The 21653-nt window shown below is 38.2% G+C and carries 26 protein-coding genes; 17 read left to right on the top strand and 9 right to left on the bottom strand.

The window, feature by feature from the left end:
• The first annotated feature begins 3 nt into the window (after positions 1–3).
• The 11 genes from FIB07_15305 to FIB07_15255 all read left to right on the top strand — a co-directional run bounded on the left by FIB07_15305 (position 4) and on the right by FIB07_15255 (position 8424).
• Positions 4–273 carry a ferredoxin gene (locus FIB07_15305; GenBank protein ID NJD54221.1) on the top strand — a complete coding sequence of 90 codons (270 nt, stop codon included), beginning with the start codon at positions 4–6 and terminating at the stop codon, positions 271–273.
• A gap of 126 nt (positions 274–399) precedes the next feature.
• Complete coding sequence (locus FIB07_15300) at positions 400–786, top strand: CBS domain-containing protein (GenBank protein NJD54220.1); 387 nt, start codon at positions 400–402, stop codon at positions 784–786.
• 330 nt (positions 787–1116) lie between these two features.
• Positions 1117–2370, top strand: coding sequence for a DUF2813 domain-containing protein (locus FIB07_15295; GenBank protein NJD54219.1), 1254 nt, complete (start codon positions 1117–1119; stop codon positions 2368–2370).
• 3 nt (positions 2371–2373) lie between these two features.
• Positions 2374–2892, top strand: coding sequence for a hypothetical protein (locus FIB07_15290; GenBank protein NJD54218.1), 519 nt, complete (start codon positions 2374–2376; stop codon positions 2890–2892).
• A gap of 33 nt (positions 2893–2925) precedes the next feature.
• Positions 2926–3234, top strand: coding sequence for a pathogenicity locus (locus tag FIB07_15285; protein ID NJD54217.1), 309 nt, complete (start codon positions 2926–2928; stop codon positions 3232–3234).
• Positions 3215–3916, top strand: a complete 702-nt coding sequence (locus FIB07_15280; GenBank protein ID NJD54216.1) for a type 1 glutamine amidotransferase — start codon at positions 3215–3217, stop codon at positions 3914–3916. The genes FIB07_15285 and FIB07_15280 overlap by 20 nt, the downstream gene beginning before the upstream one ends.
• A 2-nt stretch (positions 3917–3918) precedes the next feature.
• Positions 3919–4653 carry a sulfite exporter TauE/SafE family protein gene (locus FIB07_15275; protein NJD54215.1) on the top strand — a complete coding sequence of 245 codons (735 nt, stop codon included), beginning with the start codon at positions 3919–3921 and terminating at the stop codon, positions 4651–4653.
• Between the two features lie 118 nt (positions 4654–4771).
• A complete protein-coding gene (locus FIB07_15270; protein ID NJD54214.1) occupies positions 4772–5479 on the top strand; it encodes an endonuclease/exonuclease/phosphatase family protein in 708 nt (235 codons plus the stop codon).
• A 205-nt stretch (positions 5480–5684) separates the two neighbouring features.
• The gene (locus tag FIB07_15265) at positions 5685–6110 is read left to right on the top strand and encodes a DUF4231 domain-containing protein (protein ID NJD54213.1); all 426 of its coding nucleotides are present in this window, start codon (positions 5685–5687) and stop codon (positions 6108–6110) included.
• A gap of 111 nt (positions 6111–6221) precedes the next feature.
• Positions 6222–7586: a TIR domain-containing protein gene (locus FIB07_15260; GenBank protein NJD54212.1), complete on the top strand. Its 1365-nt coding sequence runs from the start codon at positions 6222–6224 to the stop codon at positions 7584–7586.
• Positions 7587–8037: 451 nt separating this feature from the next.
• A complete protein-coding gene (locus FIB07_15255; GenBank protein NJD54211.1) occupies positions 8038–8424 on the top strand; it encodes a 30S ribosomal protein S8e in 387 nt (128 codons plus the stop codon).
• Here the strand turns inward: FIB07_15255 and FIB07_15250 are convergent.
• From FIB07_15250 to FIB07_15240, 3 genes are read right to left on the bottom strand one after another with little or no spacing between them, the layout of a single operon-like run.
• Positions 8405–9451, bottom strand: coding sequence for an NAD(P)/FAD-dependent oxidoreductase (locus FIB07_15250; protein NJD54210.1), 1047 nt, complete (start codon positions 9449–9451; stop codon positions 8405–8407). The two genes, FIB07_15255 and FIB07_15250, sit on opposite strands and share 20 nt — an antisense overlap.
• On the bottom strand, positions 9436–10179 hold the full coding sequence (locus FIB07_15245) for a lipoate--protein ligase family protein (protein NJD54209.1): 744 nt from the start codon (positions 10177–10179) through the stop codon (positions 9436–9438). Before FIB07_15245 ends, FIB07_15250 begins: the two co-directional genes overlap by 16 nt.
• Position 10180: 1 nt before the next feature.
• Positions 10181–10468 (bottom strand): lipoate--protein ligase family protein, encoded by a 288-nt coding sequence (locus FIB07_15240; GenBank protein ID NJD54208.1) that lies wholly within the window; start codon positions 10466–10468, stop codon positions 10181–10183.
• Between the two features lie 187 nt (positions 10469–10655).
• Here FIB07_15240 and pdxT point away from each other — a divergent pair, with 187 nt between their 5' ends.
• On the top strand, positions 10656–11249 hold the full coding sequence (gene pdxT / locus FIB07_15235; protein ID NJD54207.1) for a pyridoxal 5'-phosphate synthase glutaminase subunit PdxT: 594 nt from the start codon (positions 10656–10658) through the stop codon (positions 11247–11249).
• 1 nt (position 11250) lies between these two features.
• Here the strand turns inward: pdxT and FIB07_15230 are convergent, their stop codons facing one another.
• Complete coding sequence (locus FIB07_15230; protein NJD54206.1) at positions 11251–12387, bottom strand: hypothetical protein; 1137 nt, start codon at positions 12385–12387, stop codon at positions 11251–11253.
• Positions 12388–12531: 144 nt separating this feature from the next.
• Here FIB07_15230 and FIB07_15225 point away from each other — a divergent pair, with 144 nt between their 5' ends.
• The 4 genes from FIB07_15225 to FIB07_15210 all read left to right on the top strand — a co-directional run bounded on the left by FIB07_15225 (position 12532) and on the right by FIB07_15210 (position 14849).
• Positions 12532–13179: a hypothetical protein gene (locus FIB07_15225; protein NJD54205.1), complete on the top strand. Its 648-nt coding sequence runs from the start codon at positions 12532–12534 to the stop codon at positions 13177–13179.
• Position 13180: 1 nt separating this feature from the next.
• On the top strand, positions 13181–13780 hold the full coding sequence (locus tag FIB07_15220) for a methyltransferase (GenBank protein ID NJD54204.1): 600 nt from the start codon (positions 13181–13183) through the stop codon (positions 13778–13780).
• Positions 13781–13902: 122 nt separating this feature from the next.
• The gene (locus FIB07_15215; GenBank protein ID NJD54203.1) at positions 13903–14565 is read left to right on the top strand and encodes an RNA-binding protein; all 663 of its coding nucleotides are present in this window, start codon (positions 13903–13905) and stop codon (positions 14563–14565) included.
• An 8-nt stretch (positions 14566–14573) separates the two neighbouring features.
• Positions 14574–14849: a DNA-directed RNA polymerase subunit L gene (locus tag FIB07_15210; protein ID NJD54202.1), complete on the top strand. Its 276-nt coding sequence runs from the start codon at positions 14574–14576 to the stop codon at positions 14847–14849.
• Positions 14850–15178: 329 nt separating this feature from the next.
• Here the strand turns inward: FIB07_15210 and FIB07_15205 are convergent, their stop codons facing one another.
• From FIB07_15205 to FIB07_15195, 3 genes are all read right to left on the bottom strand, one after another.
• Positions 15179–15466 carry an AbrB/MazE/SpoVT family DNA-binding domain-containing protein gene (locus FIB07_15205; protein NJD54201.1) on the bottom strand — a complete coding sequence of 96 codons (288 nt, stop codon included), beginning with the start codon at positions 15464–15466 and terminating at the stop codon, positions 15179–15181.
• Positions 15463–15708 (bottom strand): DUF4258 domain-containing protein, encoded by a 246-nt coding sequence (locus FIB07_15200; GenBank protein NJD54200.1) that lies wholly within the window; start codon positions 15706–15708, stop codon positions 15463–15465. The genes FIB07_15205 and FIB07_15200 overlap by 4 nt, the downstream gene beginning before the upstream one ends.
• A 718-nt stretch (positions 15709–16426) precedes the next feature.
• Positions 16427–16564: an AbrB/MazE/SpoVT family DNA-binding domain-containing protein gene (locus FIB07_15195; GenBank protein ID NJD54199.1), complete on the bottom strand. Its 138-nt coding sequence runs from the start codon at positions 16562–16564 to the stop codon at positions 16427–16429.
• Positions 16565–16731: 167 nt separating this feature from the next.
• Here FIB07_15195 and FIB07_15190 point away from each other — a divergent pair, with 167 nt between their 5' ends.
• Positions 16732–17667 carry a hypothetical protein gene (locus tag FIB07_15190; GenBank protein NJD54198.1) on the top strand — a complete coding sequence of 312 codons (936 nt, stop codon included), beginning with the start codon at positions 16732–16734 and terminating at the stop codon, positions 17665–17667.
• 141 nt (positions 17668–17808) lie between these two features.
• On the opposite strand, the gene FIB07_15185 is transcribed toward FIB07_15190, so the two are convergent.
• Entirely contained in the window at positions 17809–19644 is a 1836-nt protein-coding gene (locus tag FIB07_15185) for a hypothetical protein (GenBank protein ID NJD54197.1), read from the bottom strand.
• Between the two features lie 534 nt (positions 19645–20178).
• Positions 20179–20634: a helix-turn-helix domain-containing protein gene (locus FIB07_15180; GenBank protein NJD54196.1), complete on the bottom strand. Its 456-nt coding sequence runs from the start codon at positions 20632–20634 to the stop codon at positions 20179–20181.
• Between the last annotated feature and the right edge of the window lie 1019 nt (positions 20635–21653).

Below are 21653 nucleotides of genomic sequence, written 5' to 3'. Positions count from 1 at the left end.
ATCATGGATTACGTAACAGGAATAACTGCATCGGGCGGGATCTGGACTCCTGCCTTTGTTGTAAGAAGCAATATCAACGACTGCGGATGCTGCGGAAAATGTTTCAAGATATGCGGACGAGGTGTGTTCGAGTATATCGAGCATCCCAATGCCGATGACCTGTGCGGCGCAAAGGTCATGGCAGTGGCGCATCCTGGGGACTGCATCGGTTGCGGCGCCTGCGCGCGCGGGTGCCCGAAGAAGAATATTGTGTGCGAACCGAAGGTGAGGTGAAAGTCGGCTAATATAAGAAAAACACCGCAAAGTTCGCAAAGAACGCAAAGATTATTGTTGCTTCGCTTTGCGTTCTTAGCGTTCTTTGCGGTGAAAAGAGAATAAAAATTAGAAAAGCGATAAAATATGTCCAAAATCAGCCACATCCTTCTCCCACATCCGGTGGTAGTTTCCACCGGGACTAAACTCTGGGAGGCTGCAAAGCTCATGAAGATTAAAAAGGTTGCAAGTGTACTTGTAAGTAAAAACGGCAGGCTTGCTGGCATTATCTCGGTGGAAGATATTATGAATACCGCGGCAGAAAGAGCCAAACTTGACATTCCGGTAGATTATGTCATGCACTCACCTAAGCTAACGATCGACTCGGATAAATGGATCCTTGATGCGATCGTAATGTTTGAGCGCTGTAAAGCATCATACTTAGGAGTGATCGAAAATGGAGAGAAAATAGGCATTATAAGAGCGGATGATTTGTTGCATACGTACAGGTTTAATAATGAGATGCAAAGATAAAGAAATCAAGGATATGTAAGAGATAGATATCGTTGAAAAAAATAAAAGATTTAAAAAAAATTATTGATACTGTAACAATTATTAAGATTGAGATAGAAAATATTACTGGCAAAAGATCGGGATATTAAAGAATATAACTATATAATACAATTGATATATATGAGTGAGATGATTAAAGAAACGATCTGGAAACTTACAGCAAAAAGCTTTACTGAGGGAAAACTTTCATTTGATGAACTTGTTGATTTTCTGGGTTATGAAGATGCCACGAAAGTAGTATATTATAAAAACATTGCAGAATTATCCTTTGCGCAAGGTCTGGTATAAAATATGGCTATAAATAGAATTAGATTATCGAATTTTAAGAGTTTCAAGGATTTAGATGTGCAACTTGGCAAGTTTAATGTATTTGTTGGCGCCAATGCTTCAGGGAAATCTAATTTTATTCAGATTTTCAGATTTATACGAGATATGACCAATCTTGGTCTTGATAATGCAATATCTATACAGGGGGGTATTGAATATCTCAGAAATATAAATATTGATCAATCTGAAGAATTTTCATTAGAAGTGACTACTGATGATCTATTTATGAGTTTTTTGCCTGAAGTAAGTAAAAATGAAAGAATAAGAATTGATAGATACGAAACAATTTATAAAATTACAATAAAATTTAAAAATGAAGGTGAAGGATATGAAATTATTGAAGAAACAATAACGCAGAAATGTAACTTTGTAAAATTAGAGAGAATCAACTCTGAGGATAAATTTTATGAAAAGGAAATTCCTGGAAAAGGAAAAATTTTAATTTCAAGACTTAACGGGAAAATCAAGTTCAGTTCAATTCAACCGGATGAAGTGAATATAAGAGAAGAGGATATACTTCCACCGTTCTTAAGAGACGACAAATTCGAATCTAAAAATCTTCTTCTCCAATATTTATTCTTTATAATGTCACCTTTTTTCATTGATTTTTCAATTTATGATATCGATCCAAAGATCCCCAAAAAAGCTACTCCAATAACTGGAAAAGCTGATCTTGAAGAGGATGGGAGTAATTTAGCCATAGTTCTAAAGAACATTTTGGAAAATGAAGATAATAAAAGAAAACTTTCGAATTTAGTGAGAGATGTTTTACCATTTGTTGAGGATATGGATGTAGAAAAATTAACAGATAAATCCTTGTTATTTAAATTACGTGAAATATATTCTAAAAACCAATACTTACCTGCATCATTTTTATCTGATGGAACAATCTACATTACTGCTTTAATTATCGCATTATATTTTGACAGAAAACCAATCATAATAATTGAAGAACCAGAAAGGAATATACACCCTTACCTGATTTCCAGATTAGTAAACATGATGAGGGAAGTCTCTGAAGAAAAACAGATCATTATTACAACCCATAATCCAGAGGTAATAAAACATGCGGGATTAGATAATATCTATCTTTTATCAAGAAATGAAGAAGGCTTTTCCACAATTTCAAAGCCATCTGATAAAGAGGAAATAAAAATATTTCTGGAAAATGAAATGGGAATAGAAGAACTTTATGTCCAGAATTTATTGGAGATATGAGAGATGGGGTCTAAATTATTCATCTTTATCGAAGGCGATGATGATGAGAGATTTTTCAATAGAATCATTAAACCTATGTTTGAAAATAAATATGAAACAGTTAAATTATGGAAATATGCACAAGAAACAAATGAGAAGATTTCCAAATTCCTCAACAGCATTCAAGCAATGAATGCAGATTATATTTTTGTGGCAGATAATAATGGCTCTCCATGCATAACGGATAGAAAACAAAGAATAGAAAATGATTTCAAAAATATTGATAAAAATAAAATATTAATTGTGGTAAGAGAAATAGAGGGCTGGTATCTTTCTGGAATTGATGATGGATCTTCCAAGAAATTTGGAATAAAATCATTTCACAATACGGAGCACATTAATAAAAGCGCTTTTAATGACTTGAAACCCAAAAAATTCAGTTCACGAATAGACTTTATGTCCGAAATATTGAAATTATTTTGTATAGATACGGCAAAAAAGAAGAATGGATCATTCAGTTATTTCGTTGAAAATTATGTTTGAAACAGATACTGCACCACATCTATTGGATTGAATATGTCACAGAATATGAAACAATCTGTTTTGAAAAAGTTTCAACAGATCCCCGGTGTCGGAAAGAAGATATCTCTGGATTTGTGGGGCATGAGTTTGCGTTCAGTGGAAGACCTGAAAGAAAATGACCCTGAAAAACTCTACCGTGAACTTTGTGAAAGTCAGTGCGTTCAGGTTGATAGGTGTATGCTTTATGTGTTTTGTTGTGCCGTTTACTATGCGTCCAACAAAAGACATGATCCTGAACTGCTGAAATGGTGGAACTGGAAAGATGATAAATTGGAGAAAAAAGATGAGAATCCATTCACTTGAACACGAACCCTTCGAGGGACTTGCAAACATCGAAGCATGGGCAAAAATCAAAGGTCATACGATCACAAGAACACGCATATATAAAAATGAAATATTCCCGGATACCGATGACTTTGACTGGTTAATAATCATGGGCGGCTCAATGAGTACCTATGAGGAAGAAAAATATCCATGGCTGATCCCTGAAAAGAGATTCATTGGCGATGTAATCGCAAAGAAAAAAATAATATTAGGTATCTGTCTTGGTTCCCAGCTTATTGCAGATGTTCTTGGGGGGAAGGTCAGCCCGAACACGTATAAAGAGATCGGCTGGTTCCCGGTTTTTTTAACTCCGCAAGGTAAGAAATCATCGATTTTCAAGGATTTTCCCCGGGAATTCATTCCAGTCCACTGGCATGGAGATACTTTCAGTATACCGGATGGCGCAACATGGATCACCAGGAGCCAGGCCTGTGCGAACCAGGCCTTTGAATATGATGATGGAAGGGTAATAGGGCTTCAATTCCATCTTGAATATAATGCTAAGAGCATTGATCTTATGTTCAGGAACTGCCTTGAGGATATCACGGAAGGGAAATATATCCAGAAACCTGATGAAATCCTGAAAAGTATTAATAATGTGCAGGAAACAAACCGATTATTAAATCTTCTTCTGGACAGGATGGCAGGAAAATTTGAATGATCATGGATAACATAATCATTCTTTCCGGCCTCATATTTATGGCAGGATTATTATATTCCTCAGTGGGTCATGCCGGAGCTTCAGGCTACCTGGCAGTAATGGCACTTTTCGGCCTTGCACCCGATACAATGAAACCCATAGCGCTTGTCCTGAATATCCTTGTTGCAGCAATCGCATCAATGCAATTCCACAGGGCGGGTTATTTTTCATGGAATACTTTCTGGCCTTTTGCGGTCAGTTCGATCCCGTTTGCATTCATAGGCGGTTCTATGTCCATCCCTGGTAATATTTACAAACAAATCGTGGGTCTTGTGCTGTTATTCGCAGCTTACCATTTTTTTAGCAAAAAGCAATCAGCGACCGCAGATACATCCAAACAAATTCCTGTCCTGGCAGCTATATTGGTCGGCGCCGGAATAGGTCTGCTCTCCGGGATGGTGGGTGTGGGCGGCGGTATCTTCCTCACCCCTCTTGTCCTGTACATGGGCTGGGCAGAGACGAAGCAGGCAGCAGGCGTTTCTGCCGTATTCATTCTTGTGAACTCAATAGCCGGGATAGCGGGACATCTTACGGGAGTGAGATTTTTGCCTGATACGATTTATATACTGGGTTTTGCGGCAGTTCTTGGGGGAACAATAGGCTCATACATGGGAAGCCGCAGATTTGCGAATGAAACTATTTACCAACTGCTTGCGGTAGTTCTTGTCATTGCGGGTGTGAAATTCATGATCGTGTAAAGACTTATGTGGTTTCAATTATTCTAATAAGATTAAATTAATTAATGGTATAAATATAACTATAAAGACTTTTCAAATCCATCTAAGATATAAGTAAATTGATCTCTCTTTCAAAACCATGAAAATAGTAACTTGGAATGCACACATGGCATTCAGAAATAAACAAAAAAATTTAGTGGAGCGACTTGATCCAGATGTTGCTTTCATACAAGAGTGCGAACATCCTGATAAGTTTAAAGAAAAATTATTTCCATTTTATGTTTGGGAAGGAGGTGAAGACAAAAACAAAGGAATAGCTGTATTTTCTAAATATAAAATTATAGAACTTAATAAAAAAAGTCCAACATCACGGTTTTATATTCCTTTTAAGGTAAATGATATTTTTTTTATTGGCATATGGGCAATGAATGACAAAGAAAAACCTCAAAATCGTTATATTGCTCAAGTTTGGAATATTCTAAAAGAATACGAAGAACTATTAAATAATAATAATAATAATAATATAATTATATTTGGTGACTTCAATTGGAATATAATCTGGGATAAAAAAGAATCGTGTTCTCTTGAGGGAGATTTTCAACATGTCAATGATATGCTAAATAAGTACAACATTGAAAGTGTTTATCATCATTACTTAAAAGAAGATTTTGGGAAAGAAAAAAATCCAACATATTACCATCTATATGATCTCTATAATAAAAAGCGACATTATCATACAGACTACATTTTTTTAAAGAAAAATAAAATAAATACAATAAAAAATTTTTCTGTTGGTCAATATAATGAATGGAAAAGTGATCATATGCCTTTGTTCATAGAAATATAAAAATGTTTTACTTCGTTCAACATTTGATAATGAAAATATCGTATAATTTTTTGTAATACGAATACTAAATAAATTTCAAATTCATGATTTTTTTTCAAGCCTGCCGTTTCACTTTCGGCTTTATTCTATATTAGCTAAATGTATTGTTCTTTTGTTTGGATTCATTAGAATATTTTTAATACTTAGCCAAAGTATAGCAATAATCATGGCTGAAGTTAATCCGGCATTTGAGAGGCTTGAAGACCAAATTTCTTGGTATGATACCAAAAGTATGGAGAACCAGAAATGGTACAAACGGCTAAAAGTAGCTGAAATAATTGCAGCAGCTATTATTCCATTCGCAGCTGGTTTTGATGGGCTTGGTATTCTTACGGGAATACTTGGCATTCTCATCATCATATTCATAGGAATTCAAAGTTTGAACCAGTATCATGACAATTGGATATCGTATCGTTCAACTGCTGAACAATTAAAACATGAGAAGTATTTATGGCTTTCAAAAGCAGGAGCTTACAAGGATATCAATAACCCCGAAGTGATGCTAGCTGAACGGATTGAATCATTGATTTCAAGAGAGCATGCAAAATGGGAGGCAACGATGGAAAAGACAGTGAGAGATCAAAAGAAGTAATTTGAAGATGGGATAGATATTTATAGCATAAAAATTATTATAAAAACAACATATGGATGATTTCGTGGTAAACAAAAAGCTCTTCCATGTTTTTGAAAAGGTAGGAATGAAATGAGTGACATCTTCCTTAGTTACAAAAGTGAAGAACGAACAAAGGCACGAATAATCGCAGAAGCGCTTGAGCGGCATGGGTATTCGGTCTGGTGGGATCGAATCATCCCTATCGGGCAAAACTATGATGATGTTATTGAGGAAGAACTGGATGCTTCAAAATGTTTGGTGGTTCTCTGGTCAAAAGAATCTGTAAAATCAAAGTGGGTAAAAACCGAAGCTGGAGAAGGTGATCGGAGAGGAATTCTCGTCCCAATTCTTATTGAAGAAGTGACACCCCCCCTTGCTTTCAGGAGGATAGAAGCAGCTAAGCTTATGGATTGGGATGGAACATCAGACGACCATGAAGAGTTTAACCTGTTACTGGATTCCATTGCAAGAATTTTGGGACGGTTTCCAGCACAGAAAAAAGACATAAAAAAACTAGCCAAGGGTATTTTTGATGTCTCAACGCAAGTAACAGCATCAACAGCAACAGTAACAACAGTACCAAGAGCACCAGCAGGTGCGATTAGAGGATCTATTACACCAGACAATCCAAAAGCTAAACCTTCATGGGATGCCCAGTCCTTTGCAGGATTTTTCTATGATTTAAAGTATGACAGAAAGCCGGAGAAGTTGTATATCACAAGAACAATGTCCGATCTTCAAGCTTCAAGGACTATCAATAAAGAAGAACTTGTGTACAAAACCGAAAAAGCACCTATTGATTTCAAGGTCTTCGAGAAAGAAGGTCTAAATGTCCTTGGCTCATCTTCATATTCATTAGTAGGTTGGATGGCCGAGAAATGGATTGCTATCAACGATAAGGCCAACAAATTAGTTAAACTTGTCTTTGAAATGGGCCAAGAAGATATGAAGACCCTCACAACCGGTGAAACATGGCCACTCGGCTCCGGTTATGAGATAACCATAAACGCCATAGATACAAGAGCAACTCCAGGACATGTATGGTTCACATTGAAGAAAAACAGAGCAGTAGTTGATGAGGGAATAGGACAAGCCCCTTCAGGAAGTACTTTTGCAGATAAACAAAATGCTGTATATTACAAGACAAAAACAATTCTGGGTGAATCGAATGCTCTGCTGTTCGCCGTTTATGTGGACTCGATCTTCTCAGGTGCAACCTCAGACATGGTACAGTTCAAGTATGCATGGCTGATCGATGAAAGCACAGCGATGGAAGTAAAAGCCGCCGATAAATTCGGAATATTTGAAGTAAGAACCGCACTTGGAGATGAGATAATGCTTTCTAACGAGAACACTGTAAGCTTAATCAAAAATACTGAGATAACCATAATGGGTAATATAAAATTCAAGGTAGCAGACAATGATATTCTCAGATTCTACCCCAAGGTTGATTAAGTGATCGATAAGGTGGTATGAGCGGGATAGACAATAACACAAGTAAAAGGATTATAGTGAGGTACTTTGGCTATCCACCCTCTTTCCTTGCATAAAGCGGATCATACAGCGCCCAATATCCCAAGACATATTCTCTTGTAGGTATAAATGTTGCTTCAATTGTTTGAATATTGTCCTGATATGATATTATTGAGAAATTCCATATAATTTTTGTAATGTGCGTATGCCTCATAAAATCGAGCTCTTAATATTGACGGTCAATTATTATATATGTGTTATTATTAAAAAATAAAATAAAAATCTATAAGGATTGTTTTTATAGTTTCAAATCAAATTAGGGTAAATTATAATTACAGAATATAATAAAAGCTTATCCGATAGTTTTTTATTACATTACCACGTTAAAGCGGAAAAATAATTATTCTATAATTTAAGTTTAAAGAGGATTATTATGAAGTTCCAGGGAAAATCAGTACGGAAATATACAGGCGGAAGACTCATACGGCAAAGAGGTAAGAAAAAATACGAGCTTGGTGGAGAGCAGGCCAATACTCATCTGGGCGAACCCATTCGCAAAACAGCGAAAACATTGGGTGGCCAGCTAAAAGTACGCCTTTTAAGGGCACAGACCGCAACAGTAACAGATCCGGCAACAAAGACATCAAAGACTGTAAAAATAGAAACTGTAACCGGAAATCCCGCAAATATACACTATGTAAGGCGAAACATTGTGACAAAAGGCTCCATAATCAGGACTGAAATAGGAAGCGCCCGCGTCACGAACAGGCCAGGGCAGGAAGGCAGCATCAACGCTGTTCTCATACCCGGTACTGCTTAAAAGTAACCCAAATTTTCGGAAGATGCTCCTGTAATAACTGATTATTACAGCAGGCATCCATTTTTATTCTTTTTTCAAGAGCGCGGCCCAGCGGCCTGCCAAGCAATTTGCGTATTTTTGTTTCATATTCGCAAAGTTGCGCTATGTCTTCATTTTCCAGGGCTTTGATTATAGTTTTTCCTGCTAATTCACCCGCAAGTATTGCATTGTTGATGCCTGCGCCCGTTACCGGGTCAGCCATTCCTGCGCTGTCACCTGCAAGAAGAACATTGCCGGATACAAGTTTCTCCCGGAGTCCTCCGATTGGCAAAGCACCTGCAATATATCCTGTTCTTTTACCTGAAAGCCGATTCGTAATTTTTGATCCTTCTATAAATGCATCAAGGTTCTCCCGCGGGGATCTTTTGCCCTTTATCATTCCCAGCCCTACTTTAGCTGAATTTTCCCCTGTCGGATATACCCAGATATATCCGCCCGGGGCATAATCGTAATCAAAAAAAATCTCACATGTTTGCGAAAGAAGTTCGATACCTTGAATGTGATACTGGGCGCAGGCAGCAAATCTTTGCGGCTGCAATCCCAGTATTGACGCAGTTTTTGAAAAAACACCATCTGCGCCAACGATTATTTTTCCAGACGCATTCCCGTTACGGAATTTCACCTTACCGTAACTTATATCGATCAGCGGTGAATTCCACATGATCTTCGCCCCTGATTCTTTTGCTTTTGAGAGTAAACTCATATCAAACAAAGGTCTATCCACGACATACCCATTCAGTGAAAAATCATGATACGAATAGTCAGGAAAATATGTACGCATTTGTTTTATATCTGACTGGAGAACAGATTCATCAGGTACATCAAAATTTATGGTTTTACTGATATACCCTGCACAGGGCGACCTGCACCTTTCGTTTTTTTCAAGTATGAGGACACTATAACCCGCCAGCGCTACTGTTCTTGCAGCAACAGACCCGGCAGGCCCTGCTCCTGCTATGATCGCATCATACATTAGCGATAAACCCATTCATCTGAGTAATACTTTGGCAAGAGAGTTTGTGTAAGCTCTATTTCCTTGCGGCTAAGAGACCCGGATTTTAGACGTATGGAAAAGCGTTCTTCAAATTTACTTTTCATAACATTTTTTATCTCTTCCATATCACGCTGTTCCCCCAGTTCCCTGTCAAGCCAGGTGAGTCCTTCCCTTACGGACGCTATTTTCTTATCCATGAATTTCTCTTTCGGGATATTTGAGATCCGGAGCATCTCATCTATATCAAAATCAAGAAGTAGAGTTCCATTCTGGAGCAGTTTTCCTTCCCAGCGTGTCTGGGCGTTTCCTGAGATCTTCCTGTTATCCACAACTACATCGTTTATCGGACGAAAAGCTGCATTCAGTTTGTAATGTATCAGTGTATCAATAAGTACGCCGCATACCTGCTTATATGATCCTATAATGTCCATTGGGAACCGCTCATTATCGATAGTTCCCACAACGCCATAATTTATCTGCCTGCGACGGTCATCTGAAAATGCAATACCGCCACCGCTTATGCGCCTTGTGATAGTATAGTCTTTACAGTTTGAAAGATTCAGTTCAACCTCTGCCTTCTGGAAAAAACCAAGGATAATGGATTTATTAGGTGTCCAGAAAAAAAAGGTATTACCTCCATCGGATTTTAAGATGGCTTCATCCATGGCCATCATATCGCGAATATCCACAAGTCCGAAATCAATAAAGCGCCATTCTTCCATATTATCCCTCCAGAGCTTTCATTATTGATTCAGTAAAGTCAGATGGTGACGTTCCGGGTGACTGGATATTTTCACGTATGTAAATTTCTTCGATCTTATGTTCTATATCTTCACGTTTTGCCTTAACTCCTTTCAGTTCTTTGGCGATCTTGAAAAAAGACTCTTCAGGAAACAGGAAGAAATCTCCTGAGATGTTTATTTCTTTTATCCTGCCGTTCTCGGTTGCAACGAATGATCTTATTAGCCCGCCTTTTGATTTATGGATTCCCTGTGGCGTTTTTATTTCCATGATATTTACTCCGGCTTACTCCAGCTTATTCAGAAACATCATGATTCTATAAAAAAATATCATTTACATTCATAATTTGCATTCGGCTCCTTTTTTCGCCAGGATATTTTATGTGAGCCTAATATGCTGTCCCTGAATCCTGAACATTTATGAATAATTTTATATTCTGAAATAATAAGTTAGATGCATGCGTATCGGAGTTATCGCCATCCAGGGAAATGTAGAAGAACATATCAATGCATTAGAAAATGCACTGCGCCATGCTGGTCTTCAAGCCGGGGTAATAAAAATAAAACGTAAAGGATTGGTTGATTCATGTGATGCTCTAATCCTGCCGGGAGGAGAAAGCACAACACTTGGCAGGCTCCTGGAACGGGAAGGCATTGCGGAGGAAATAAGGAGGGCCGCCAACGCTGGAATCCCGATTATGGGAACATGCGCAGGGCTTGTTCTTCTTGCAAAATATGGAGATGATCAGGTAGAAAAAACGGGGCAACCATTACTTGGAATCATGGATATACATGTAAACAGGAACGCATTCGGGCGCCAGAGAGAATCATTTGAGACCCTGATCGATTTTAATGGATTCGACACGCCTTTTAATGCTATATTCATACGGGCCCCCAGCATCACGGGATGTACTGATGAAGTGGAGATACTTTCAAAGTACACTGATTCAATTGTGGCAGCAAGACAGAAAAATATACTTGCCCTTGCATTTCATCCTGAACTGACAGATGATTACAGGATACACCATTATTTTTTGAAAATGATAGGATAGGTCATCCCATCTTTTTCAATATCTCATCAATTTCCTTAAGGTCGTCCTGGTACGATTTCCTTTTGTCTTCATAATCTTCATCCAGAAGATCCCCGGATTCATATTTCTTTTCAAGGTCTGTTATTCTGGAAAGCAATTGGTTTTTGAGGTCCGAAAGCTCGTTCATATTTTTTCCTTCGTATTTTCCGGATGATACGGAACTGTCAGCTTCGATTTCTTCTTCCTCGTTTATTTCCGTTGCTTCAGTCTCACTTTCTGTTGATGTATCTTCAGGGGTCTTATCAGATTGTAATTTTTTCTTTATGTAGGGATATAAAAGAACAAGAATTATCAATATCCCTATAACAATATATATAGCATAGCTCTGGCTTCCGGAAGCGGGTAATAAGGATGATGATATTTCAACATTTATTTCCCTGAATTCCGGAGATGAAAACCTGAAAATCCCCTCTTTTTCTTCCACCTCAGTCGCAGCTACCTTGTTGCCATTTTCATCAGTGAATTTGACTGTATTACCCTCCGGTTTTGTAATTTTTAATACTACAGCAGAACCTATAGTCGGATTTTCCACATATTTATAATTAACTATTGTAGGAACAGCTAATTTTTTTGAAAATATTTCTCCACCTGACATTGTTCCATCTGCCTTTTGTTGAACATCATATTCTAAGGCATAAAGGAATGGCAGCTTGTTTTGCGGAACATAATCCTTCCAGCTGATTATATTCCCATTTTGCAAATGATCGATTGGCACCAAACCGCCGCCGGTCATCATTTCCGACCTGGCAAGTTTCAAATTCTGCGAACCTTCAGGCACCCATGTCCTCAGGTCTCCAAAGAAATCCTTTGTATCGATATTCTTGAAAATAAGGGTTTCACGGATAAATAATTTGTTTTCTGCCTTTAATTTGACTGCATCCAATTCTATCAGATGCTGGGTTATAATGACATTCTGGTCTGAACTTGTTGTGTTGTTAAGGTCTATTGTTGGGATTGTCCCTGTATCTTGCGGGATATCTATAGCATTAGTAGTATTTGTAGCATTTAAATTGCCGCCATATGAAGCATATCCTAAAGCACTATTTGACAATAAAATGACCAAAAATGTTGAGATTATTATTTTTGTTATGTTTTTCATTGGTTCACATCCATCCATAATTGTATTTAAGATAATAATTAAGTTATCTATTTAAAATTTGAACACTATTTCTGTTATTCGTCGCAAAACTTATCACGATAAGAGTTGCAGAGGATATATAAAAACTGAGATATTTTGATAATTATGCCCTACGCAGCAAAAGACAGACAGGAATTCATCAAACGTTCAAATCTTATTCCCGATTCCAGAATTCTGGATTTTGGGGGAATGCTATCCGAAGAACTCAACTCAGCTGTTTTCGGGATAACTTCAAAAAGAGTACTTTCAAATGCGGTTCTTATAAAACCGCTACTCTTGCCATTTAAGAATTCTGTCTTTAAATCAGTTGTTTCATATCATTATTTTGACCTTGTATCGTCTGAAAAACTTGATTTCCTGTTTGAAGAGGCAGCAAGAGTGCTTGATAAAGATGCAAGTTTTTCATTCATGATAATGCAGTGGGCTGCAACCAATGACGCGCAAAAGTCAAATCTGCTATTTAATGAAATCCTGAAAAGTGTTGGAGCCCTTTACCAGCATGATTTTGAAGAAATAAGCATCAAGCTAAATAAAGCCGGATTCGCAGAGATAACAGTTGAAAGCATCAGGCATGATATCACGGTTCCTGAGAAATTTGTCAATGAGCACCTTCTGATGCTGGGAAATCTTGTAAAATTAGAAAAAACGCAGGGCGGGGAAGGTTTAAAAGCGCTTGTAAAGCAGTATTTCCACAAAGTAAAAGAACATGGTGAAGCCATGCTGCCAGCTATACATTTTATCGCGAAGAAATGACATGAAGAAAAAACAACTTGAGATGATGCTGGAAAAAGTGGACGGTTTCAGGTCACCTAAAGCTGACAGGGAACAATATGCAACACCAGCAACTGTTGCCTCGGAGCTGTTGCATTTTGCCTTTATGAAAGGAGATCTCACAGATACGGTTTATGATCTTGGATGCGGAAGTGGTATTTTTGCTATTGGCGCTAAACTCCTGGGGGCAGAAAAGGTTATAGGTTTTGATGATGATAAAGAAGTTTTAGAGATTGCACGGGCAAATGCACATAAACTTGACGTTGATGTCGAGTTCGTATGCAGCAATATTTCCGACATAAGTGGAAAAGCGCATACGGTTGTAATGAATCCGCCTTTTGGCGCGCAGAAGAAAGGAAGCGATCGCCCTTTTTTGAGGAAAGCCCTCGAATTAAGCAGCGTGGTTTATTCAATACATAATGCCCAGAGTGCAGAATTCATAAAAAAATTCATAAGCCCATCGGTCATAACAGAATATAAATTAATAGATTTCCCGATAAAAAGGACATTCGGGTTTCATAAGAAGGAAAGACTGGTCATAAAAGTTGAGATATACAGGATCGAGAAAAGAACAGAGGGATAATTATTAGAATCAAACGAAAGAAAATAACAAGCAGGAGAAAGCTTGGCAAGGGTGATGAAAAAGAACCCAAAGAAGTAAAAGAAAGTGAGCTTGAGCTGGAAGAAGAAGTTGAAGATGTAACCATGGAATCGGAAATTACAGAAGAGAGTACGGAAGAAATCGTCCAGTCCGAAGAACCTGTTGAGGCCGGGGAACCTGTTGAAGCAGTTGAGGAAGAACAAAAAGAAGAAACAAGAAATGTTTTGCCGGGCGACCTTATCGGAACCTCGGAAGAATTCATCCCAAAAAGTGGCGCATATCTGGACGGGGGGAATATTTATGCATCAGCAAGCGGTATTGTAAAAATTAACAATAAAGAGCGTTCCATATCAGTTGAACCTGTCACGAATACACCTCCGCATCTTGTGGTTGGAGATATCGTTATCGGGCAGGTCACAGATGTGAAAGATTCGGTTGCGCTCGTTGAGATAGCAGGGATTAAAGGCAAAGGCGAACGCGAGATCGTCAATGCGGACCAGGCCGCAATTCATGTATCAAATGTAAAAGACGCCTATGTCAAGGAGTTGTATTATGAATTCGCCCCGTTTGATATTGTAAAGGCAAGAGTACTTGACCTTCGGAACATGCGCCTGTCAACCGTCAATAAGGAACTTGGCGTTATGAAGGCTTATTGTGGGAATTGCAGGACAGTTCTGAAACTGGATAACAACAAACTTAAATGTCCCAAATGTGAAAGGACAGAAACGAGAAAACTATCTTCTGATTACGGGACAGGTATTATTTAGGTGATATTATGGAACTTACGATCCTTAAAAAAACAGACAAAGAAATTAACATTAAAGTAGCAGGTGAAACCCATACCCTGCTCAACATGCTTAAAACCGCTTTACTCAACAACAAACATGTTGAAATAGCAACATATGATATAAAGCATCCAACGATCAGCGAACCAATCCTTTTTGTGAGGACAGATGGCGCAGACCCCATAGATGTGATAAAAAAAGCATCAAAGGACCTGATCAAGGAATCCAGAGAGTTTATAGATCTTTTTACGAAGAAGACTAAATAAAGTATGTCTTTTTTTATTCAATAACAATAAGAGCAATGTTAGAAAATAGGCCACTGAAAAGAAAGATTCTTGATTTTTATTTTATTTCTTTATTTTAGTCATTACATATTTAAAAATGATATTATAATTATCTGATTTGGAATAATGGTCATATCTGGATAGTTCGCATGAATACAAACTAGTAAAAATTACCTAGTCCAACTTTCCCGGATCTTCGCGGATCCTCCGGGCTGGCCTAGTAGCTGATATCTTATATCCTGACATAAATCCAATTAATGATTCTGTCCACATGGCGCCAGAGATCTCACAGGCCAGGAGGGACAGAACACTTATGTTGCTGGCTCTATCACCAATTTCTTATCTTTGACAGCTACCTTAACTTCACTGCCTTCTTTCAATCCTATGAGGGTTGCAAGCTCTTTTGGGATCCTGACTGCAATGCTGCCACCTATCTTGAATGTTTTTCGAGTGAATAGTTGATATAAAGTTTCATACTCTTTTTCATCGATCCACTCATCTTCACAATTAGGGCAAACTTCAACCTGGGCAAAGATACCTTTCTGGATCTCTCTTCGTTCTTTGTGCATGGGCGTGCTGCATATAGGGCATTTACTCATTTGCATTCCTCCACTGTTATTATCCATAATGCTTTTTCTCTTATCGTGAATACGAATTTTATTTTCGAGTCTCCGAGGCAACTTTGCATGGTCCCTGTGTTCCCCTCTTTTTCAACCGCTTTGATGATTTTTGCTGTCCTGATACAGTGCTTTACTTCGTCCAGGCTTAACTCAAATCTCTGCAAAAGCCTCAATGCGGCATGTTTCTTGAAATGAATGGGGAGTCTGTGGATGTCCTGCAAGGTTTTAACCTCTGTATATACTTAATATATACTGAATAGATATAAAACTTATCCATGACGATTGGTTATGGTGTTTTCTGTCCTATGCTTGCCGAAAACTGGAAATATCATAGGATGGATCATTCCACCCCTCTTTAGTTTGTGCCTCTTAAATTAAAATAAAGGTTTGTTATATAAATAAAAAGGCATTGCATCATGTATTATTCATTTCTGTCCGGGTCCTGATCGCAGCTGCTCTTGCCAGGAAAGACAGAATATTAAAATAGACTATTCTGTCCGCGGGCTTTCCGAGATCCTGCCGGATATCCCGGAATGCTTAGGACAGAAAATTAAAATCATAAAATTTCTGTTCCCCAGGACCTCAGCTGCAGAGATCTCCGGAAGGACAGAAAAGCAGTATAATATTTTTTATATGTTCCCATGGGTGCAAAAATCGTGCCTCATATCGCATCCTGAGAAGGATTTTTAAAACAATCGTAATAATACGAACAGTGTTTTAGAGTTCTATGGGGGAAATGATAATTTTCTTATCAGAGCGCTCGACTTTGTAAAACTTGTCTGTCCTGACATATCCAGTCAAGGCCAGCATAAGACTCCCTCCGATCTTCTTAGGTTGTTTAACAGCAGTTTTTTCACTCATGATTAGCATAATATGTTATGTAAACTTATAACCTATTCTATGTGCGATCTGCCTCATATCGCATCCTGTGGGTTTTTATTAATGTGCTTTTATGAGAATACCATCTTTTGCCTTCACAATCTCCACATAGTCTTTGAGGTTGTATTCCTCTCTTAATTCTTTGGGGATTGTAATCTTTCCGTCTGTTGTCATAGGTTTTATTATACGTTCCACCATAGAGTTTATTTTGATTCTATTGGTATATATTACTTTTGATATTTTAGAACTTTAGCACAAGTGTTAAATATACTAAAGTTCTATTGTACTATTGTGAGGTTCCGGATATTTGAGCGTATCCGGAACTGTGAGCATTCGCGGTTCCCATGAACGATAAGTGATAAAATATGAAATCTGATATCTACAATTTCGACAAACGGTTAAGTGCTATACAAGAGAGGATTAAGAAAAGTTCCATGCCTGTAAAATCTAAGTCCATGATCCGGAAGTTTGAAACGGATTGTTTTGCTTCAGGTCTTGGTATTTGCAGAGTTGAAAAATATTTGAATGCTCTCAAGACTATTGCAGAAATGATTCGTGTACCATTGGGCGATGCGGATAAAGACGACTTGAAAAGGTTTCTTGCTAAGATTGAAAAGTCGGATTGGTCTTCCTGGACAAAACATGATTACAGGGTAACCCTTAAAAAATTCTATACCTGGTCTGGTAAAACTGATATGATATCATGGATAAAAGCCGGGAAAAGCCATAGCGAAAAACTCCCTGAGGAGTTGCTCACTTTCGAAGAAGTTCAGGAAATCATAAGTGCAGCATCAGGCCAAGAAGATCGCGCCTTGTTTTATTGCATGTGGGAATCTGGATGTAGGATAGGCGAACTACTCACCCTACAGGTAAAAAACTGTTTTTTTGATTCGATAGGCGTAAAGATCATTGTATCTGGTAAAACTGGTATGAGAAGGGTTAGGCTTATCGATTCTGCGCCTGCGCTGGACGAGTGTATAGATGGAAGAGCCGGGGATAAACGGGTGTGGGAACTTGATTATGGTGCCTTAAGTATGAAATTGAAAAGGGCGGCCGTTAAAGCGAACATAAGGAAAAGAGTATACCCCCATCTTTTCAGACATTCCCGTGCAACTTTCCTTGCTTCCCATTTAACCGAAGCTCAAATGTGTAACTATCTGGGGTGGGTCATGGGTTCGGGTATGCCTCGAATATACGTTCATCTGAGCGGTGATGACCTTGATATGGCGATGGTTAAATTATCAACATCTAATAACGCAGTTCAGACAGTGAAAGATGGTATATTAATAAAACCTCATTGATTTCTGTCTTCCATGGATCCGGAGATCTCAGCTGCAGCACGGACAGAAAATCTATTCTGTCCCCCAAGCTTCCCAGGCCTATGATCGGGACCTAGACAGAATTTATATTATGGATGCTTCTGACTGATTCTTTGCATCCAGTCAAATTTTGGTTGATCCACCTCCAACTTCTAAAAGGATTCGTGGTTCTGGTCTGCGCACTATTGACTGTATGTGTAAGGCATATTTATTTCCCAGTTTAAAGGATCCTACCTCTGCTAGAAATGCCCAGCGTTGATTGCCTTTGATTATTTCCAGTACTTGTGAATCAAACTTTACACGCCACCCATTATTGTCTTTATAATTGCCTTCGCTGACTTCAAAAAAAACGGGTTTGTTAATTTGACCGTAATAGAATTCAAAGGGCCCCCCATCGGTTTCTAAGGAATCTTTTATTTTCTGACTTGCAGCCCAGGAGTTGTAGCTATCAATTATTTCCTTTCCTCTTGCTGCAAGATCATTGAAAGGTCTAACGTAAGTCATTAACTCTTCCTGGTTGCTTGCCTTTTCGATCCTGCTTCTAAGATATCTGGACTGCTCTAGCAGTAGTTTTGCTTGAGGCTCAAATGATTGATTCTTTGTGATTGTTTTGAGGGTTTCTATTAATTTACCGAGCCTGCCAGCTACCTTCCCCCTTTCTGCTAAAAATTCAAGTCTTTCATTTGTCTTTTCTTCTCTTTGTTTTTGAAGTTCGGCTCTTCTTTCCTCTAAGGTTGTTGCTCTCTCTGTCTCTTTTATCGAGGCCTCTTTCAGCTTCTCCATGATACCCGGCTGCTCAATAGCTCGATACCTCGCCCATTCAACCTGCATTCTCTTACGCCAGCCCTCTTTTGATAGGCCCAGGGTTTCAAGGCAGCACAATCTATCATAAGTTGTTTGGAATATGGCCTCTCGACAGTCTCCATTCAACAACACGGCTCTGCCCAGACTAAGAAGCTCCAGGGGCTGCGTATCTACAAGATTCTCATATCCTTCTGCAATATTCCCCATCAATAGATTTCGCATAAGAATATAATCGGATTCTGATAATCTGGTAAGGCGTGAGTTTAATATCTCCAATCTTATCCTGGGCGCGGTCTTTGTGTTCATATAATCGAACACAGCCTTAGCCATAAGATCAACATCCTTTAACTGGCCAAGTAGCTGCTCAGTGTTCAAAACAACGGACCTTCTAATGTAAGCCTCATGAATTCCCAAAGACTTTATTGCATTCACATCGCCGTTGGTGTTTAGCGTGATTAATGTCGTGCAATGATTAATGACCTGTTCGCCCTCGATAGGAAACTCTCTGGCGCCGTCTGCATAATTTAGCAATACTCTTTTCAGATCATTTGATGTGGTCTTATCAAGCTCATCCAGGCATATGAAAGGTTCATTGAAGTACTGTGATGGCTCTGGTCTGAATTGTCCATTTCCTGTCGATACTCTCCGTATCCCGAACTCGCCAGCGGTAGCAGAGAATAACTTATGTATGAGGCCATTATTGAAGCCAAATAAAAGACATATCAACTTCGCTATTGAGGTCTTAAAAGCTTTTGTTTTACCTCCGATAATGAAGGATGGATAGCCATCGTTGAAATGATCAAATAAGCAATATTTCGCTATAATTCCGCTTACAAGCAGCCTAAAAAATGCTTGGTGTGGTGCTGTGGGTAGAAGCTTGATTAGATCTTCGATCTTATCATCCCTGAGATCGGGAGTAACTATTCCCTGTGATCTAACTTCAAGCAGATTTAAGCCCGGTTTTGTGATCGCATAAAAGCCAAAATTAGGACTCGTGATGTAGCCATACCTTTTCAGTTTTTCTAATCGTTTTCTCCCCGTTTCATAATTTAATCTGGTGATTGTAATGATATTATTTAGTTTATGAGGCTGCGCTTGGATACATTTAATGATAGCCTCATCCACTTCATCTATTTGCTGTGATCTTTCTTTCATATTTATTTATTAACTGTCATTTTCTCTCAAATGCTTTTCGCTATTAGCAACCTATACCAACTCTGTGGGGTAAAGTAAGCTTAGTTTTTCTAAATCGTTATACGCAAGGCATACCGAGATCGTTCTATATATACGCCCCAAATTCTATTTTTTGAAGGTTGAGTACCAAATGCTCTGAGCCATCCGATGGTGATAGGTAAGGATGCCAACTATACCAAATATAATGAGATTTTGAAGGTAAATAGCATAATCAAAAAAGAGAGAGGGAAAAAACCCATACCCTCTTAAAAATTGAATCATGATATTGTGCTGAATTCAATATAATTTAATACCTCAAATATTTATAAGATGGTGCATTAGTCTTCGATTATGTGGATTCTGCTTTAGCCCCTATTTTCTGCTGTATTCTCTTTGATTTTACGGGCTTCAAGGTCCTTAAAAGGTGTAGGTTGAGAGCTTCAGAAATACTCTTTATCCCTACACCGTCAATCATCGATTCGAGTATTGGCCTAAAAGCATCATGCATTTCTATCTTCAATTCTTTTCCCTCTTATCCTCTTTTTTCTGTATCGCTGGCTGAGTTTGTTCTTGGTATTTTTGACATAACGATTTGTCTTCAAATGGATTCCAGGTACTTGCAGTATCGGGTTGCTTATGATTCTCAATGCAGTCTGTACAAAGCATAACTCCACATTCCCCACAGATCTCGGCACTTGATAGAGTTGTCATATCTTTGCAGCACGGGCAGACTATTATCGGATCTTGCTCTACTTTCCGTATTATATTGATATCACCGGAAAGTTTCTTTAAAGTATCCTCGATTCCAACAAGATGATTTTTTACAGTCGGTTCCTCGGATTTGGGTTGCTCGTTCAATGCCTTGATCTCATAGGCGTATCTCACTGTGCAGCCTGCTTCTTTTGCGATATCTTCTGGGCTTTTGCCCTCACTCAGTAATTTTTCAATTATTTTTCTTTTAGATTCTACCAAATTTTATTACTCCATTAATACCTTCCGAAAAAGGCAAATATCTATTATGATGTTATTATATTTATAGTTATTGTTCATGAACAACAACATGAACACATTTCTAAACGAGAATAAGGACTTTTTCTGTCCCCTCAATGAGATCTGCATCTGCGATCCTATAGGACAGAATTGAAGGATTAATGCAATGGGGGTGTGATCCCGGATGACAGAATCTATTTCTGTCCTGATCCCGGATTCCTGGCCAGCTCTCCAGAAGGACATAATAGAAAAATCCGTGTGTTTGGGTGATGATATTGGATCCAGTTCCCTTGTGGACCTATTTTTACATTCTGTCCTTCCTAGCTGTCGAGATCCTTGGGCGCAGCGGGACAGAAAATCAAATCTTTTTAAATCTTTTTATAATTCAAGTAGCAAGACAAAACACTAAGCATAGGTCGTATAAAGTAGCACGTCAATCCAATCATTATTTTCCTAGAAATCAACAACCATAGAGTGTGTTGAAAAATACCCGAGGTAGCAAATTCAAAACCCATGCTACGTGAAGGCGCAGACTTGTTTTAGGGTTTCTTTGGTTTTTTGGTGGGGTACCCTTCTTTTTTTTCATTTTTCATTTTTTCTATTTTTAGGTTTTTTGTTTATACAGTTGAATTTTAAGCCTACAGCTATATGTAGCAGGGGGTTTTTAATTCGCTGTTACTGAAAAAACTTTTTTCAATGTCTTCCGCTTCACGTAGCAAATTTTAGACTGTTCTTTTTCGTTCTTAAAAACCACTATCGGCTATCAGGTAGCAATATCAATAAAAGTATAGTGTGTTTACACATATTGATTTTTAAATATAGCATTAACTATATCCACCAACACCATCTACACATACTCATTTTTCAACTATAAATAAATTCTAATGGTTAAAAAAGAGCTCGATTACTTCGTATGAAAAATCTATCCCGTCCATTCAGGTTAAACGTGTATAAAACAGATTACCTTAATAAATAATTTAGGTAACTTGATAAGTTTTCTA

It is taken from the genome of Candidatus Methanoperedens sp. (genome assembly GCA_012026795.1).
GTDB lineage: Archaea > Halobacteriota > Methanosarcinia > Methanosarcinales > Methanoperedenaceae > Methanoperedens.
Note: the sequence above shows the minus strand (reverse complement) of the source record. Positions and strands in the feature narration are given on the sequence as shown.

What these genes read in the sequence shown, in the direction of transcription:
- FIB07_15275 (NJD54215.1), top strand. Translation starts at nt 3,919, where the DNA reads ATGGATAACATAATCATTCTTTCCGGCCTCATATTTATGGCAGGATTA.
- FIB07_15245 (NJD54209.1), bottom strand. Translation starts at nt 10,179, where the DNA reads ATGGAAGAATGGCGCTTTATTGATTTCGGACTTGTGGATATTCGCGAT.
- FIB07_15255 (NJD54211.1), top strand. Translation starts at nt 8,038, where the DNA reads ATGAAGTTCCAGGGAAAATCAGTACGGAAATATACAGGCGGAAGACTC.
- FIB07_15250 (NJD54210.1), bottom strand. Translation starts at nt 9,451, where the DNA reads ATGGGTTTATCGCTAATGTATGATGCGATCATAGCAGGAGCAGGGCCT.
- FIB07_15205 (NJD54201.1), bottom strand. Translation starts at nt 15,466, where the DNA reads ATGAGTAAATGCCCTATATGCAGCACGCCCATGCACAAAGAACGAAGA.
- FIB07_15220 (NJD54204.1), top strand. Translation starts at nt 13,181, where the DNA reads ATGAAGAAAAAACAACTTGAGATGATGCTGGAAAAAGTGGACGGTTTC.
- FIB07_15295 (NJD54219.1), top strand. Translation starts at nt 1,117, where the DNA reads ATGGCTATAAATAGAATTAGATTATCGAATTTTAAGAGTTTCAAGGAT.
- FIB07_15225 (NJD54205.1), top strand. Translation starts at nt 12,532, where the DNA reads ATGCCCTACGCAGCAAAAGACAGACAGGAATTCATCAAACGTTCAAAT.
- FIB07_15190 (NJD54198.1), top strand. Translation starts at nt 16,732, where the DNA reads ATGAAATCTGATATCTACAATTTCGACAAACGGTTAAGTGCTATACAA.
- FIB07_15230 (NJD54206.1), bottom strand. Translation starts at nt 12,387, where the DNA reads ATGAAAAACATAACAAAAATAATAATCTCAACATTTTTGGTCATTTTA.
- FIB07_15305 (NJD54221.1), top strand. Translation starts at nt 4, where the DNA reads ATGGATTACGTAACAGGAATAACTGCATCGGGCGGGATCTGGACTCCT.
- pdxT (NJD54207.1), top strand. Translation starts at nt 10,656, where the DNA reads ATGCGTATCGGAGTTATCGCCATCCAGGGAAATGTAGAAGAACATATC.
- FIB07_15215 (NJD54203.1), top strand. Translation starts at nt 13,903, where the DNA reads ATGGAATCGGAAATTACAGAAGAGAGTACGGAAGAAATCGTCCAGTCC.
- FIB07_15285 (NJD54217.1), top strand. Translation starts at nt 2,926, where the DNA reads ATGTCACAGAATATGAAACAATCTGTTTTGAAAAAGTTTCAACAGATC.
- FIB07_15270 (NJD54214.1), top strand. Translation starts at nt 4,772, where the DNA reads ATGAAAATAGTAACTTGGAATGCACACATGGCATTCAGAAATAAACAA.
- FIB07_15300 (NJD54220.1), top strand. Translation starts at nt 400, where the DNA reads ATGTCCAAAATCAGCCACATCCTTCTCCCACATCCGGTGGTAGTTTCC.
- FIB07_15195 (NJD54199.1), bottom strand. Translation starts at nt 16,564, where the DNA reads ATGGTGGAACGTATAATAAAACCTATGACAACAGACGGAAAGATTACA.
- FIB07_15260 (NJD54212.1), top strand. Translation starts at nt 6,222, where the DNA reads ATGAGTGACATCTTCCTTAGTTACAAAAGTGAAGAACGAACAAAGGCA.
- FIB07_15290 (NJD54218.1), top strand. Translation starts at nt 2,374, where the DNA reads ATGGGGTCTAAATTATTCATCTTTATCGAAGGCGATGATGATGAGAGA.
- FIB07_15210 (NJD54202.1), top strand. Translation starts at nt 14,574, where the DNA reads ATGGAACTTACGATCCTTAAAAAAACAGACAAAGAAATTAACATTAAA.
- FIB07_15185 (NJD54197.1), bottom strand. Translation starts at nt 19,644, where the DNA reads ATGAAAGAAAGATCACAGCAAATAGATGAAGTGGATGAGGCTATCATT.
- FIB07_15280 (NJD54216.1), top strand. Translation starts at nt 3,215, where the DNA reads ATGAGAATCCATTCACTTGAACACGAACCCTTCGAGGGACTTGCAAAC.
- FIB07_15240 (NJD54208.1), bottom strand. Translation starts at nt 10,468, where the DNA reads ATGGAAATAAAAACGCCACAGGGAATCCATAAATCAAAAGGCGGGCTA.
- FIB07_15265 (NJD54213.1), top strand. Translation starts at nt 5,685, where the DNA reads ATGGCTGAAGTTAATCCGGCATTTGAGAGGCTTGAAGACCAAATTTCT.